The 14,963-nt window shown below is 62.2% G+C and carries 14 protein-coding genes; 6 read left to right on the plus strand and 8 right to left on the minus strand.

Features of this window, described 5'->3' with window-relative positions; translation table 11 throughout:
- From trbB to GGC65_RS06540, 3 genes are read right to left on the minus strand one after another with little or no spacing between them, the layout of a single operon-like run.
- Positions 1–1,002, minus strand: coding sequence for a P-type conjugative transfer ATPase TrbB (gene trbB, locus GGC65_RS06530; protein ID WP_192646412.1), 1,002 nt, complete (start codon positions 1,000–1,002; stop codon positions 1–3).
- Complete coding sequence (locus tag GGC65_RS06535; RefSeq protein ID WP_192646413.1) at positions 999–1,424, minus strand: CopG family transcriptional regulator; 426 nt, start codon at positions 1,422–1,424, stop codon at positions 999–1,001. The genes trbB and GGC65_RS06535 overlap by 4 nt, the downstream gene beginning before the upstream one ends.
- Positions 1,425–1,426: 2 nt before the next feature.
- Positions 1,427–3,469 (minus strand): conjugal transfer protein TraG, encoded by a 2,043-nt coding sequence (locus GGC65_RS06540; protein ID WP_192646414.1) that lies wholly within the window; start codon positions 3,467–3,469, stop codon positions 1,427–1,429.
- 226 nt (positions 3,470–3,695) lie between these two features.
- Between GGC65_RS06540 and GGC65_RS06545 the strand changes: the two genes are divergently transcribed.
- The 5 genes from GGC65_RS06545 to GGC65_RS06565 all read left to right on the plus strand — a co-directional run bounded on the left by GGC65_RS06545 (position 3,696) and on the right by GGC65_RS06565 (position 9,087).
- Positions 3,696–3,860, plus strand: a complete 165-nt coding sequence (locus GGC65_RS06545; protein WP_192646415.1) for a DUF6771 family protein — start codon at positions 3,696–3,698, stop codon at positions 3,858–3,860.
- A gap of 139 nt (positions 3,861–3,999) precedes the next feature.
- Positions 4,000–4,251, plus strand: coding sequence for a PilZ domain-containing protein (locus GGC65_RS06550; RefSeq protein WP_192649423.1), 252 nt, complete (start codon positions 4,000–4,002; stop codon positions 4,249–4,251).
- A 1,269-nt stretch (positions 4,252–5,520) separates the two neighbouring features.
- A complete protein-coding gene (locus tag GGC65_RS06555; protein WP_192646416.1) occupies positions 5,521–5,949 on the plus strand; it encodes a hypothetical protein in 429 nt (142 codons plus the stop codon).
- Positions 5,950–6,019: 70 nt separating this feature from the next.
- Positions 6,020–6,682: an HNH endonuclease gene (locus tag GGC65_RS06560; protein ID WP_192646417.1), complete on the plus strand. Its 663-nt coding sequence runs from the start codon at positions 6,020–6,022 to the stop codon at positions 6,680–6,682.
- 488 nt (positions 6,683–7,170) lie between these two features.
- The gene (locus GGC65_RS06565; RefSeq protein WP_225940703.1) at positions 7,171–9,087 is read left to right on the plus strand and encodes a GGDEF domain-containing protein; all 1,917 of its coding nucleotides are present in this window, start codon (positions 7,171–7,173) and stop codon (positions 9,085–9,087) included.
- 165 nt (positions 9,088–9,252) lie between these two features.
- On the opposite strand, the gene GGC65_RS06570 is transcribed toward GGC65_RS06565, so the two are convergent.
- From GGC65_RS06570 to GGC65_RS06590, 5 genes are all read right to left on the minus strand, one after another.
- Positions 9,253–9,930 (minus strand): hypothetical protein, encoded by a 678-nt coding sequence (locus GGC65_RS06570; RefSeq protein WP_192646418.1) that lies wholly within the window; start codon positions 9,928–9,930, stop codon positions 9,253–9,255.
- 59 nt (positions 9,931–9,989) lie between these two features.
- On the minus strand, positions 9,990–10,553 hold the full coding sequence (locus tag GGC65_RS06575) for a hypothetical protein (RefSeq protein ID WP_192646419.1): 564 nt from the start codon (positions 10,551–10,553) through the stop codon (positions 9,990–9,992).
- Between the two features lie 1,176 nt (positions 10,554–11,729).
- Positions 11,730–11,924 carry a hypothetical protein gene (locus GGC65_RS06580; RefSeq protein ID WP_192646420.1) on the minus strand — a complete coding sequence of 65 codons (195 nt, stop codon included), beginning with the start codon at positions 11,922–11,924 and terminating at the stop codon, positions 11,730–11,732.
- 19 nt (positions 11,925–11,943) lie between these two features.
- On the minus strand, positions 11,944–12,261 hold the full coding sequence (locus GGC65_RS06585; RefSeq protein WP_192646421.1) for a hypothetical protein: 318 nt from the start codon (positions 12,259–12,261) through the stop codon (positions 11,944–11,946).
- Positions 12,262–12,546: 285 nt separating this feature from the next.
- Positions 12,547–13,911: an alpha/beta fold hydrolase gene (locus tag GGC65_RS06590; protein ID WP_192646422.1), complete on the minus strand. Its 1,365-nt coding sequence runs from the start codon at positions 13,909–13,911 to the stop codon at positions 12,547–12,549.
- Positions 13,912–14,532: 621 nt separating this feature from the next.
- Here GGC65_RS06590 and GGC65_RS06595 point away from each other — a divergent pair.
- Positions 14,533–14,892, plus strand: a complete 360-nt coding sequence (locus GGC65_RS06595) for a hypothetical protein (RefSeq protein WP_192646423.1) — start codon at positions 14,533–14,535, stop codon at positions 14,890–14,892.
- Positions 14,893–14,963 lie beyond the last annotated feature (71 nt).

The following is a 14,963-nucleotide window of genomic DNA, read 5'->3' on the forward strand; positions in this document are numbered from 1 at the left end:
TTAGTCTCCTGTCTTGGGATGATCGGAAGTGAGTTCGACGACGCCGTAGCCTCCGTCGGGATCGAGCCCGGCGACGCGCGCCACGGTCTCGACGCGCCGGGCAAGCCCCCGCCCCGAGATGAAGACGATGAGGTCGATCGCTTCGGCGATGAGGCGGCGCGGCACGGTGACCACGGCTTCCTGGATAAGCTGCTCAAGCCGGTAGAGCGAGGCGACCGCGCCATTCGCATGGATCGTCGCGATCCCGCCCGGGTGTCCGGTATTCCACGCCTTGAGCATATCGAGCGCCTCGCGTCCGCGGACCTCGCCGACGATGATCCGGTCAGGCCGGAGTCGCAGGGTCGAGCGCACCAGGTCGGCCATGGTGACCAACCCCGTCGCATTCGCACCGACGGTTCGCGTGCGCAGCGCGACGACGTCGGACGCGGCGCATTGCAGCTCGCGCGTGTCCTCGATCAGGATCACCCGCTCGTCGAGGTCGCCCATCTCGGCGAGCAGCGCATTGGCGAGCGTCGTCTTGCCCGATGAGGTGCCGCCGACAATGAGGATATTCTGCCGCTCGACGACCGCCATAGCGAGGCGCCGCGCCACATCGGCCGACATAATGCCGTCCTTCACATAGTCTAGCAAAGTGTGGATCTTCGCGGCGGGTTTGCGGATCGAGAAGCAGGGCGCGGTCGCGACCGGCGGCAGCACGCCCTCGAACCGCTCTCCAGCCCCCTGCCCGTGAGGAGGCAGTTCTGCCGAGACGATCGGCGACATAGCATGCGCCTCGGTTCGCGCGTGGCTCGCGACGAGGCGGATGATCCGCTCGACCTGCGCGGGCTCGAACCGGAAGCCGGTATCCCAGCGGCCGCGGCCAAGGCGGTCGAGCCAGAGCCGACCGTCGGGATTGATCATGATCTCGATGACCTCTAAGTCGGCGAGCGCCGCCGCGATCGTCGGCCCCATTGCCGTGCGAAGCATTGCGCGGCTGCGGGCTGTGGAAAGCGCCTCGCTCATGACCGCGGCGCCTTGCTGGCCGGCGCACCGCCAAGCGTGCGCGTCCCGCCTGCCATCGCCTCGCCGACGCGCGCGACGAAGGCGTTGAAGCGGTCGCGGCCCACGGCGCGCGAGGCATCGTCGCCTTCAGCAAGCGGCGCCTGGACGGTGAGCTGGTAGCGGATGAACAGCGCAAGGCTCTCGAGGAGGATATGGCCGTCGCGCTCGATCCGTCCGAGCGCCATCGACATGCGGTCAAGCCGGACGCTGAACTTTGTCTCGAGCTCGGACACGGCATGGCGATTGAGCCAAGCGGTCAGCGCGTCGACGAGGATCGCCGATTTCGCGGCGCCGGGCTCGGCGGCGAGCGCTTCGAACCGCTGACTGAGTTCCTGAGGGAGGAAGAGCTGGTAACGCACCTTATTTTCCTTGCGGCGTCCCATGATCAGAAGCTCGGCAGGGTGTCGTCGTCGTCACCCTGTCCCTGGTTGAGCGCGTGGGCGCGCTGCACATCGCCTTGCGAATTGCGCGACCGGTCCATCGCGCGCTTGTCTGTCGCGGGATCGGCATCGTCCTGCTCGAAGCCGAGCGCATCGATCTGTCTGGGCGGTTCGGCGGGTGCGGGCGGCTCTTCAGCGATTTCCGGCGCTCGCTGCTGCTGAGGTCCGCTGTCATCCTCGGGTACCTCGGCGTCGATGGTGCCCTCGAGCCGGGCATCGGTGCGCCGGGCAAGGCTGCCCCAATCGTTGGGTCGCGGCTTCGGACGGTCGGGATAGGCGCCGCCCTCGGTGCCGCCTGACGGCGGCGGCAAGATCCGCGCCTTGAAATGCGGGTCTTCGTAATAGCGCAGCTTATTGGCGCGGATCGGCGCCATCCCCGAGACGAGGACGAGTTCGTCCTTGGGATCGAGCTGCATCACCTCGCCCTGCGTCAGCAGCGGCCGCGCGGTTTCCTGGCGGCTGACCATGACATGCGCGAGCCAGGGCGCGAGGCGGTGGCCGGCATAGTTGCGCATCGCGCGCTGTTCGGTCGCGACGCCGAGGGCGTCGGAGATGCGCCGCGCCGTCCGTTCGTCGTTCGTCGCAAAGGCGACGCGGACGTGACAATTGTCGAGGATGGCATTGTGTTCGCCATAGGCCTTCTCGATCTGGTTGAGGCTCTGGGCGATCAGAAAGGCGCGCACACCATAGCCGGCCATGAAGGCAAGGCTCGTTTCGAAAAAGTCGAGCCGTCCGAGGGCCGGGAACTCGTCGAGCATCATCAGCAGCTGATGGCGGCGCACGCTCGATGCCTGGTCGTCCAGCTTCTCGGTGAGCCGGCGCCCAATCTGGTTGAGGATCAGGCGGACGAGCGGCCGGGTGCGGCTGATGTCGGACGGCGGGATGACGAGATAGAGCGAGACCGGATGTTCGGCTTCGACGAGGTCGGCGATTCGCCAGTCGCTGCGCGAGGTGACCACTGCGATGGTCGGGTCGCGGTAGAGGCTGAGATAGGACATGGCGGTCGACAGCACACCCGAGCGCTCATTCTCGCTCTTGTTGCGCACTTCGCGCGCGGCCGACGCCACGACCTTGTGGACTTCCGGTTTTTCGGGGGTGCCGAGATGATTGGTCGTCATCATCCGCGTCAGCGTGTCCATGAACGGGCGCTGCGGATCCGAGAGGAAGGTTGCGACGCGCGCGAGCGTTTTTTCTTCCTCGGCGTAGAGGACATGAAGGATCGCGCCGACGAGCAGGCTGTGGCTCGTCTTCTCCCAGTGCCCGCGCTTTTCGAGCGCCCCTTCCGGATCGACCAATATGTCGGCGATGTTCTGGACGTCGCGCACTTCGTTCGGGCCGCGGCGTACTTCGAGAAGCGGATTGTAGCGGGCCGAGGCGAGGTCAGTCGGATTGAACATCAGCGCATTGCTGAAGCGCGCGCGCCAGCCGGCGGTCAGTTGCCAGTTCTCGCCCTTGATGTCGTGAATGACCGCGCTGCCGGTCCAGGAAAGCAACGTCGGAACAACGAGGCCGACGCCTTTGCCCGACCTTGTCGGTGCGAAAGCCATGACATGCTCGGGACCGTCGTGGCGAAGATAATCCGATTTGTGACGCCCGAGGAAGACGCCGGCATCGCGCGTGAGCCCTGCCTTCCTGATTTCGCCATCACTCGCCCAGCGCGCCGAACCGTAAGTCGTGACATGGCTCGACTGGCGCGCGCGCCACAGCGACCCCGCGATCGCGCTCGCGCATCCAAGGAAACCGCTAGCGGCGGCAATCGTCCCCGCGGTGTCGAATATCTCGGGCGCATAGGCCTCGAAATGATACCACCAGGGGAAGAGGGCCCATGGCTTGTACACGGGCGTGCCGAACAGCGTGAACCATGCCGGGCCGAGTTCCGGCTGATAGCCGAGCGCCGAAGCGCAATATTGCGTCGCGCTCCAGACGCCGAGGATCATGATCAGGAAGACGATGAATATCTGGCCGAGCAGCAACCTCGTGGGTGACATCGATCAAACTCCGGGAAGGACGGGCAATTGCCCTGACCCGGAAATAATCGCATCGACCGCGTCATACGGACAGGGTCGCTAGGGGGTCGCTTGAGAGCCGCAAGAGGGTCGCTTCAGTCTCAGCACCCAGACCTGCCGTCTTCGAGGCGCCCGAACGCCGCGCAATGAACGCCGGAGTCGCGGGTGGCAGGTTGCGAAGCACGACTAGTCGGCGCATAGGCCGCAGATGAGCAGCGACCTTACCAGCATCATTCTAAACGTCATCGAGCGCGCTCCGCAATGGATGCGACGTGACCTTGAAGCTAAGGACGCGGTCGTTCGAACCCAGGCCGAAGAAGCATTGGCAGCGATGATTGCTGAAGCCCTGCGAAGGCAGGACGGAGCGGATTAATCATCTCAATGTCTGACTCGCGGCTGCGGGCCTGGGGCGTCAATTGCGCCATTTAGTCATGTTTCAGGCTGCGCGTCGGCGAACGGCTTTTTGACGGGGTCGCGCCGTACCGGTCACCGGGCCCGTACAAGCCGAGGCGATTGCCACGGCACACGGCGCAACCTTCCCGATCGAGCTCGTCGATCTATCGCACCGCGGGGCCGGGTTGCGTTTTGCCGGCTCGCTGGAGCCCGGGTCGGAGATGGAGCTGTTGCTGCCCGGCGGAGAATTGAGAAGGCGGGCAATCGTTCGCTGGATTGATGGGACACGCGGCGGTCTTTGGTTTACCATGCCGCTGGACCGCTCGGACCTTGAAAGCATCGCCCGGTTTCGAACGCAATCGACGAGGTGACGCTCTCGGCGGGCTGCTGCGGGAGCTGTCGGATTGAGGAGTGAACAGCTTAGCACCAGATGCGCTTCGCGGTCCGCGATTGGCGCGAAGGAGGTCCAGATTCACCTGCGCGTCGAACAGGACGAATGAGGCTTATCTTCAGCTTTCGTCTCAGCGGTCATCCGGCCGACATCGACGTTTCGCTCGTCGAAAGCGGCTGATACTGTCCGGTGCAGGAAAGTCGCCGCCAGACCTTCTTCGCGTCGATAAGGGTGCTCAATCCATCGTATTCGCCGTGGAAAGCTCCTCGCCGCGCATCAGAAATTAGGATCTCGCTAATCATCCTGTCGCAGTATTTGGGTGAGCGAGGCCGCTTCCTTCATGCCCCCCACCCACGAATGGCATCGGTCAGAGCGGCGGTCGCTGGTCCCGGCCGTCGCTTTCTATTAAAGCCCGAAAACCAAATCGCTGTCCGATCGCCCGCCGAAATCACTCCGAAGTAGGTTCTCAGCGAGGCCGTACGGCGCCGGGGTTCATCGCTGCTTTTTGAGGCCGAGAAGTCAGATGGGTCAGCCGTCGAAAAATTCCTTCGCACGCCTTTTCAGGATTTGCTCTACCGAAGGGCCCTTGTAGCCGATTGAGCCTATGTGGTCATGATTGCGCCAGTCGCGGCCTCAAGCGACCGCCTGGCCCTCTGAGCTGTCGACGGTTCTGCCCCCGAGGCTGCCAGTTGCGTCCCAAGCGTGCCAAAGTGGCGGCCGGAGCCTTCTCGTGCGATGGTCGCCTCGGACGGCTGGAGAAGCCGCTCGAACCTTCGAGGGCGCAGCCGCTCGCCGGGCGTGAAATCGGATATGGCAGGCAAACTATTGCGAGAGGAACATCTGTTCCGCGAGGGATTCTGCTCCGAATCAGGAACGATGAATAAATGGGCACAGATTCCGTCAGTATTTGAACAGTTAGTTCAGAACGACGAGCGTTTTCTTGATTTATTCCCTGCCCGATCAAGATGATATCAAATGAACTCGAATGCGAGGCGGCTTCCGCCGGAACGACAAGCGATCTGAGACATTTATTCTTCGCATCCCTCCCCACGAGGGGCGCAGTCGACGTGGCATCGAGCAGTGGTTGGTCCCTTGTTCGGTGCCATGCGTGTGCCGCGACGCTCGCAGCCGCGACCGGCATGCCGCCGCGCGAGAGAGCGTCGCGGGCGCACGCTCAAATTCTTCTAGCACCGACACTCAGGTGCGGCGGACGAACGATGCGAACGAAGCATGGGAAGGGAGCGACATCGTGAGTGTGACCGACATCAATGATCCACAGCAACGGCGCGGCCGTATATGCGAGGTCGTCGACTGGGTCATGGCAGAGGTTCCCTGGACCGTTTCCGTGACGGACTGGCCGGGCTTTTCCGAACGTTGGTCCGCACTCACGTCGACCGAATTGGCCGATGTCGAGATCGAACTACAAAGACGTAGCGAGGCGCTTACCGCCGACGATGTCAATCTCGATATTATCGCAGGAACGATGACCGGCCGCGTCGACCGTTGGACTGCAGCGGCTGACTGGCTCATGCAGCATGTTGGTGCCGATATATTCGACGCGGATTTTCGTCACAGGTTCGGGGAGCTTTCGCGTGCCGAGCTTATTCTCGCGGCAATAGAGTATCGCAGCCGCCTTTTAAGCGGCCGCGGAGGGGCGGAGCCCACATTCTCGTCGTAAGGCCCAGTCCCGTTGATCCGAGCGATTTTGTCCCTCGCATTCTCCTTCGTATTTCGGATCAGAATGAGCAGTGGCGAATGTCGAACAATTTGCGTTGATATTCGTCGCGCGGTCAATCATCCTTGCAAACAAGCGCAAGACGCCCGATCGCCCTCCCCCCGGACATGTGGACACGATGGCTCGCACCCACCTTCCGACACCCGAAGCACTTCATACGATTCTGTCCTATGATGCCGTGTCAGGTCGCCTCTCGTGGCGCGCACGGGACGCCGAAACGCTGGCCAGGCATGGTCTACCTATCCCAACCAACCTCGATCGTTGGAACGCGCGCTATGCGGGCACGGAGGCTGCGCAGGCCGATGACGGACATGGATACCGGACTCTCAGCATCGGGGGCCGCTTGCACAAGGCCCAGCGGGTCGTTTGGGCAATGCACTACGGCCGCTGGCCAACCGGCATCATCCGTTTCGTCGGCGCCGATCGCCGCGATCTTCGGATCTCTAATCTTCGCGCACCTGTCTCGCGCCCCATTCGGCGCAAAGGCGACAGGCTCAAAAACAACCGGAGCGGGGTCACGGGTGTTCATTGGCACTGCTCGAAAAACAATTGGCGGGCGAGAATCCACGTCGACGGAAAATGCATCGCGCTCGGCGAGTATGTTCGCTTCGAAGATGCCGTGCGCGTGCGGCGCGAAGCAGAACTACGCTATCGCCCGGCCGCGCCACCGAACTAAATGGCGTGTCACAGACTGACTTGAAGCTTTACGATGAATCAGGACTTTGCAGTCCTTTACCGGTTCAGCGCTTGCGTCGTCATCGTTGAGAACGTCGAAAAAATGGAGTTCGCGCAGCGCCTTCCGCTCGCGCACAAATGTCGGCGGCTTAACCGCTCGGCTACGTCCGAAGCTGCGCGAGACCCACAAGATCGGCGCGCTCCAGTGGTGGGGTAGAGGCCAGTAATTAGCCCCGATTGCGTGGGCTTTCGAATTTAGTTCGCGATCCACCGGGTGGGCATGAAAGCAGAGATTTCGTGGGATAGCCTAGTCTCGTAGGGGACACCGCTTCGCTGAGGCGATTGTCATTTGATCGACATCTTCAAATCCTTATATTTTCCAGTAATGAACCGCCATGCACACTTTCGGCCGCGCGAAGCGTTGCATTCGGATGAGGGAGAATCTTAAACTCTTCGGTTCAAGCTTTCGTGCTCGGCTCGCTCCCCTTCATGATCGCCGCTGGCGCTGGATCTGAGGAGATCATGTTAAAACTTCAGAACATCATTCTCGAAATGATAGCCAAGGGTGATACGCTGGCGAACACCGCCACGCGTTTGTGCATCGAGGCAGAGACCCTCGTGCCGGACGCCATCTGTTCGGTGCTGACGGTCGATGGCGCCGGAATTATCCATCCGCTCGCGGGGCCGAGCCTCCCGGCTTGCTATTCGGTCGCCCTCGATGGGATCAAAGCTGGTCCTACAGCGGGGTCGTGTGGCACGGCTGTGTATCTTCGGTCCGAAGTCACCGTAACCGATATCGAAAGCGACTCGCGATGGGCGGAATACAGGCATCTCGCGCTGCCGATTGGTTTGAAGGCCTGTTGGTCGAGTCCCATCTTGGACGCCAGTGGCGAACCGGTCGGAACCTTCGCCTTCTATTATCGCAAACGCCGGGGGCCGACCGAACTTGAACGTGAAATTGTCAGGCAATGCGTCCACCTTTGCGCGATCGCGCTCGAACGCGAGCAACGTATGGAAGCCCACAAGTTGCGCGCATTCACCGACGCACTCACGGGGCTTCCGAACCGGGCGGCGTTCAATGCTGCGTTGGGAGCCCTGGACTGCGCCGCGCCGGGCGGGTGGGCTTTACTCGTAATCGATCTCGACAACCTCAAATTCGCCAACGATACCTTTGGGCATCATGCGGGCGATTGCCTTTTGAAGATCGCTGGCGAAAGGATCGCTGCTGCGGTGGCGCCGAACGCCGCTTTTCGCGTCGGCGGCGACGAATTCGCCGCAGTGCTCCAAACGCCCGCTTCGCTTAAGAACCTCGACGGGCTCGCCGAGCAGGTACTCGCCGCGCTTGCGGAACCCGCCGAATGCGGCGAGCATGTCATCGTGCCGCGGGCGACGATCGGCGGAGCCACGCTTTCCCTCGGAGACCGGGTCGCGGAGAGGGTCCGCCAGAATGCCGATTTTGCGCTTTATCACGCCAAAGAAACCGGCCGCGGCGGCTTCGTGCGCTACTGGCCAGGCTTGGGAACAAATATTACGCGCCGCCTCGGCGAGATTCGGGATGTCGACGCAGCGCTTCGCGATCACCGGATTGAAGCCTATTATCAGCCTGTCGTACGGTTGGACACGCGGGAGATCGTAGGCCTTGAGGCCTTGTGCCGAATGCGGATTGGTGACCGGGTCATTTCAGCCGCCGACTTCCAGGAGGCAACCAAGGATGTGCATGTCGCAGTGGCGATGACGGCGCGCATGATGGCGCTCGTCGCAGCGGACGTTCGCGCGTGGCTCGACATGGGCATCCCCTTCCAGCACGTCGGAATCAACGTGTCGTCGGCGGACATGCATAGCGGAATGCTCGACCGCTTGCTGGCAGCGGCTTTCGAGAAGGAGAGCGTGCCTTTGCATCACGTCATCCTCGAGGTCACCGAGACGGTCTATATGGGTGAAGGCGAGCGGCTCGTTCAACGGGCGGTCGAAGCGCTTCGTGCCAAGGGTCTCCGCGTCGCCCTCGACGATTTCGGAACGGGCTATGCCTCGCTCACCCATCTTTTGACCGTGCCGGTCGATATCCTCAAAATCGACAAGAGCTTCATCGCGCGTCTCGCACCGGGTGACGCCAGCATGGCGATCGTTGAGGGACTGATCCAGATTGCCGGGAAACTCGATATGCGCGTGATCGCAGAAGGCATCGAAACCGAAAATCAGGCCCATGAACTGATGTCGGCAGGTTGCCTCCTCGGTCAGGGATATCTCTTTGCCGAGGCAGTCGACCGTGAAGCCACGACCGCGCTGTTGCTTAGCGGTGCGCAGCGGCTCTCCGGTCCGCTCAGGTGTCAGACGGGACGCGGCAAGCGGGGGAGCGCAATGCGGCCCACTGATGTTCGAGGATGTTCGGCGAGCCGACAGCAATGAGTCCGAAGGCACGGGAGCAAGTCTGGCACCGGAAACGCGCATGTTGAAATTCGGACAGCAAGCGTCGGCCAAGGCGATTTGACGCGCCCCAGCTATTTCAAGGAGCGCATATGGCGGATTCGAACGGCTAATGCCGCCTTTAGCGTCGCAAGTATCCGCCTCCCTCTAGCTTGGACAGGTGTAGCGATACCACTTGCGCGCGACGCCGGGCAGCCAGCGGAAGCTGGCTGGATCGTTTATCTGTTTGGAGACGCTGACCGAGCCGTTCGTGTCGACTTCGGTGACGCGGTTGGCACCCTCCAGCCAGCTACGGACCGTGCTGCGCGAAGCGATGGCGCCGACAAGCGTCTCGTTTGTTTGCGACAATCGATCCGCGCCGAGCCTGATATGCAGCGTGAAGGCGTCGCCCTTTCGAAGCGTGCCTGTGTGCGTGACCTCGGCGCCTTGCTCGCTCCAGCACGATCGGGAAACACCATGCTCGGTTGCGAACTCATAGCCCACGCCTATGGCCATGAGCGATTGCTGAAGGGTCGGCGCTACGACGGACGTCCGCAGCACGGCTTCGATGGGCGCGCCCGGCCGGATGACGGCGATGACATAGGTTTCGGCGTAGGAGGGTATGAAGTCAAAAGACCGTCCGGCGCTCGCACTCCGCACCATCAACAGCGTTCCAGCGGCGTCATAGACTTCGATAATGACTTTCCCGGCGAGACTGACGTCGATGCTCCGCGTTTCCCCGGGCACGCCGGCGAAATAGAAATAGCGCACCGCGTTGCGCTCACCGGCCGCGAGCGTGAGCGGCTGGCCGACCGGCAAAGGCTGTGCGCCTTCGATCTGCGCCATCGCGGGACCGCCAATCATCGCGGCCGCGATCGCCAGTGCGAAGATCTTCAGATGATGTTTCATTGCGCGCGCCCCCGCTTGCGCATGGCGTCGAGAAACGCCGTGAGCGCCGCCTCCGATTCCGCCCTCGCCTTGGCGCTGGCGGCGATGTTGCGGGCTAGTTCCGCGGCCGCCTGACGCTGTTGTTGCTGCTGCGCCTCGCTCCACTCCGGAGCGGCGGGCGCTGGCGGTGACGAGACGGTAAGATGGCTACCCGATGCCGCGGCTGGACCAGACGGCGCGCCGGGCGCCGGCCATCCTCCCCGCCAGTTGGTCCGAATGACTTGTCCGACGCTCATCGAATAGCGCCTGTTGCCTTCCTCGGCATCGCTCAGTCGTTTGGAGGAGTGGCAGTCGGGCTCGCGAACGATTGTCTCGAACTGTGCAACGTAGCTCTGGAACGCGCGGCCAAACTGGCGCGTCAGCACTTCCTGACCGACATTCGATCCCTCGCCGATGTCGACGACCGCTGAAAGATATGTGTCGTACGACCCGTCCTTCTGTATCGTGCACCAGCCATATTCCGCCTTGGCAGGGGTCATAACGGCGATCGACAGCACCATCCCCCAAAAAAATCGGCGCATCCAAGCCCCCTCGTTTGCATTGTGAGAATCTGTACCGAATATCCGCAGACATTGGCGAGTCGCCGCGGGCGACCTCGGCGAGCGCGACCGCATAGCGAGGCTGGAGCGCGGCATCGGCGCTCGAAGCGGAGCCCGCGTCGATCGCCCCCGGCAGCTTGTCCCCATCGTCCATCGCCGCGAGGACCAGCACTTCAGCGCCGAACCGGTCGATGATGCATTTCGCCTCGCGGGCGGAAACGGTGGTCGCTCCCGGAATATGCTGCGGCGTCAACCCGCTCCCACGCGGCGAAAGCCCGCCGGCATAGCTCTCATCGCCCGCCGCCTGCGGATCGGCGCCCGGCTTGCACGCCGCGTCGATTGCCGCCCGCGTCGGGATTTGCGCTGCCGCCGGAACCGCCGTCAATCCCCAGACAAGCACCGTTGCGGCGCAAAGCGACCTAATAATCTTGCTCATTCAAAGCCCCCCAATTGCGCGACGGCCCCCCCCCGGCGCGCCGCGATCAGATCATCATCTCCGTGCGCTTAGTTGCGCTCTATATTCGGCTGCCAGTATTTTCATGTCGAAGCGCGCGGCCCGAAAGGGATTCGCTCTTACATTCGCGGCGCAGGACGAGGCGTTCCAGCGGGATCTGTCGCGGCCTCGCATTTACCGGAACCCTGTTCGTCTACCACCATATTCAAATCCGGCGAAGCAGGGTATGTCGACTTTCCACTCCTCGTCCAATGAGCCTCGCCGCTGATGCGATCGATCTCGATCTCCAAGTCGTAGCGAGAATAACTCAAGCCATCGTCTTGTGCGACCTTCGCAATTCGCGAATAGAGCCGATCTATAGTTTGCACCGTACATCGAGCGGGCATCGCCATGTAGGCGTCGCAGCCAAACGGCACCCACGCCCATGCAGCTTTATCAAACCGCTCCCACCGGTCAGCACCAATGCGATAGGTGGGAGATGAATCGATCCAGAAGCGGTCCCATTTGCACGACACCATTGATTGAGCGCTCGCTGGCGCCGCGGAAGCACAGATTGCGGCTGCAGCAACCGCAGCTGTTAACGCTTGCAATCTCACCATTCCCTCCGCCACTTGCCTGACACCATGTGTCGGATCAACCGACTGCGAACTCATCGCGGAACCCGATGCCAATAAGTCGCCGCCCATGGAAGCCGACCTACCGCACTATGGCTTGTCCAGGCGCTCCTCGTTCTCGATCTGCTCCCGGTTTAGCCAGTCGAGCATCTCTAATCTTTGCAGTTCATCGAGATCTTCCTGCCGCCGTTCGCGGTGTAGCCGCGCTTCGGCATTAACGCGCACGAACGCCGCAATAACCGCTGGCACGCCGAAATAGACCGCGAGAGACAGCACGGTGATCAAGGCCCATCCGACAGCGGCGTCAGACATGGTGACAGAAGGTCGGAACGGCGTCGGCAGAACGCGTCGTCAAAATCTTGATTATCCGAAAACCGGCGCGGGAAAGCTTGAGATTGCAGAGCCCCTCATGCCGTGCCGGCGGTACAGCAGCGAGCAGCAGGGCAAAAATCGAGGCGGCTTTCGAACGGTCTTTCTCGCTGCGCCGCCACCAGTCAAAGACTATTTCCATTCGCCGGTATTGGCGTTCACGGAACTGCAGCCGGTTTCGTGGCCCTGTTGCTTGTGACCGTTGGCGTAGCGCCAGCATTCGTCGCTGGTTGAGTAAGAGCCCGAGATCCATCCGTACCCGCCCGAGTAGCTGCGGCCATGGGCCGCATTCTTGCACCAGGGCCGATAGGCGACGTTCGAAGCCAGTGCGGCTGCCGGCGTGGCGATGGCCACGGCGAAAATTATGAACCGTTTCATCAATTTTCCTCCCAAGACGGCGCGGGGAAGTTGCGTGGGGTCGCAACACGCCGCCTCCCCGCAGCACGCCCCATCTGGATAACAACGGCTTCCCTCGCCTCACATACCCATTTGTAGGGTCATCTCCTGCGTCGGTGCAGTGCATGAGGAAAGTGCCAATTCAGGTCGCCGAGGAGAGGCGCTCGATGCGCTCCACGATCAGCTCGGGATGGCTGGAAGTCATGAAGCGTCCGGCGCTATCGACGGTTTCCATGCTGGTTCGAGGCAGAAGCCGCGACCAGTACCCTGTCACCTCTTCAACGTCATTGTGGGGGTCGTCGGCGCCCTGCAGGACGATCCAGTCGCAGCAATCGAGCGGCTCGAAATTCCATCCACCATGAGAGATGACGAGTTCCTCGAAAATACCCCCGATATAATTGCCGCAGGCGAATGGACGAAGTGCGCGGAACCGATCACGAATGAACTGCGGGTCGTCGCATAGCTTTTCGTCTACGGCGGACCCACGCGTGATCGAGCGCATAAGGTGGACGACACGTTCGAAACTGAACTGCGCGCTGATCACCCGGAAGAAAAGCTCGACGAGCCGCGGGCTTCGGTAAAAGGCTTCCTTGAAAGCGCCGACGACGCCCATCCGCTTGCCGGCGGCGTCTGCTTGGGGGGTCGGAGAGACCAGCACCACGGGTCCCACCCTGTCGGGCTGCGCCGACTTGAAGGCGTGCACGAACTGAGCCCCGCAGCGCGCGATTACCGGCAATTTCTCGATGCCGAGCGAGGTCATCAGCTGCAGCACATCCTCGATAGCCTGGCTGAAGGGGTCCTCTCGTGACGCGTTCCCGAGGCTGGTCGCGCCAAATCCCGGCCGGTCGACGGCGATCGGTCGCCAGCCGCGCTTTTGCAGTACGGTGAGCAGAGGCCGCGGAACCGCACGGCAGCACCAGTTCGAATGTACGATCAGTATCGGACGCCCCGATCGCGGACCGTAATCGCTCCATGCGATGATACCGCGGCCGTTGGGGCGAACGGAGAAACGCGAGGGCTCGATCGACAGGTCGAGGAATCCTGGCGGGTTGTCGATCGTCCGCGCGAAAGCCCGCAACGCCTGCGACTCCGTAATGAGGCGGGTGAGTTCAGCAGCACTTTGCAGGCCGAAGGTCGCAAACAGGGTCTGCAGTTCCTTCTTGATGACGGCCGCGCTCGTTCCAATCGACGCCGCCGCCTCTTCGCGCGATGCGCCGCTCGCGATCAGGAGTGCGACCTTCGCCTGCCGGTCCGAGATGCAAAGCATGTCAGCGAGTTGAAGCTGGCCGTCGATGTCGCTGGGTAAAATGCCGAATGCGGCCGCAACGACGGCTCTCACCACCGCAGGCGTGTTGGGAAGGTGCATGCGCCGCGCCGCCGTGGCCATCGCCTCGCGCGCGGTCGCGTAGGAAACATCGATCTGTTCTGCCGCGCGCCTGACGCTGCCCGTTCGAACGACCGCCGCCACGGTGCGCTGCTGCAATGACGTGAGACCGAAGGCCGCCACCGCATCTTCCAGGGGTTCCGCCGAATTGCTGGCGAAGACCGCAATCGAGCCTGCCGGATGATCGTCGATAGCGGCGCGGAGAGTAGCGGGCAAATTCCAACCGAGTGTCTCGGAGCAAGGCGCCCATAGCCCGAACAAGGGCGGCGCGTCGTCGCGCGCGCAGCTTATCAGCCTACCATCGTTGCTCCGCGCATCGACATGCGCGAGGACGTCATCGAGGCAATCAAAATCCGGTAGCCATTCTGGCTGGTCGAGCGGGATGCGGGCGCCCCCGCCAGCGAAAAGAAGAAATGCGAGCGCGCGGCGGTCGAGCAGAGCCGCCTGCGCGACATGGCTTTCGGCTTCTTCGGCCATGACCGCGGCCTCGAACGCGGATGCATCATTCTGCAACGCCGCCAGCGACGATTCCGGCGAATCGATCATCTGCTGAAACACGGGTGAAAAGCGGTCGTCTTTTACCAAGCTGCGCCCCCCCGAGCGGCCTTCTGAATAAACTCGCTCTTCAGTTGCCCCGGCGGCGTTCGATCCACAAGGGCCCCTCAGCATGTGACCCTACAAATGGGTATCGCCGCAGGATGCCAAAGAGCGGATGCGAGCGAAATCTGAATGAAGGGGGCAGAAATGAAATATCTCATCGCACTAGCCGTGCTCGCCAGTGCAACGGCTAGCGTCTCCGAAAGCGCGGTGCAGGCCATGCAGGCCGACGAGACGCCGATGTTCCGTTCCATCAGGGCGATGGGCGGGTCGAACCGGAATTACTTCGTCACCGACATCTTCTGGGGCGATTACACGAACAATCTGCAATACAAGAATCGCTTCGCCAGCTGGGTCAATGCCAACTACGGCAGCATGGGCGGTCAATATGCCAGCTACTGCTGGTACGGCGATGATGAGAACGCAGCTTATGAGAAGCGCGACCGCGTCGTTCATGAAAAACGCAGCAGCGGCAATAATGTCATTCTGACCAACTGGGGCGCGTAGCAGGCGTCCTGAGCAAGGCGGACACATTGATCGGCCATCGGGATTCCGAATTGCAGCGCCGAAACCATGGA

The sequence above is a fragment of the Sphingopyxis sp. OAS728 genome, assembly GCF_014873485.1.
Lineage (GTDB): Bacteria > Pseudomonadota > Alphaproteobacteria > Sphingomonadales > Sphingomonadaceae > Sphingopyxis.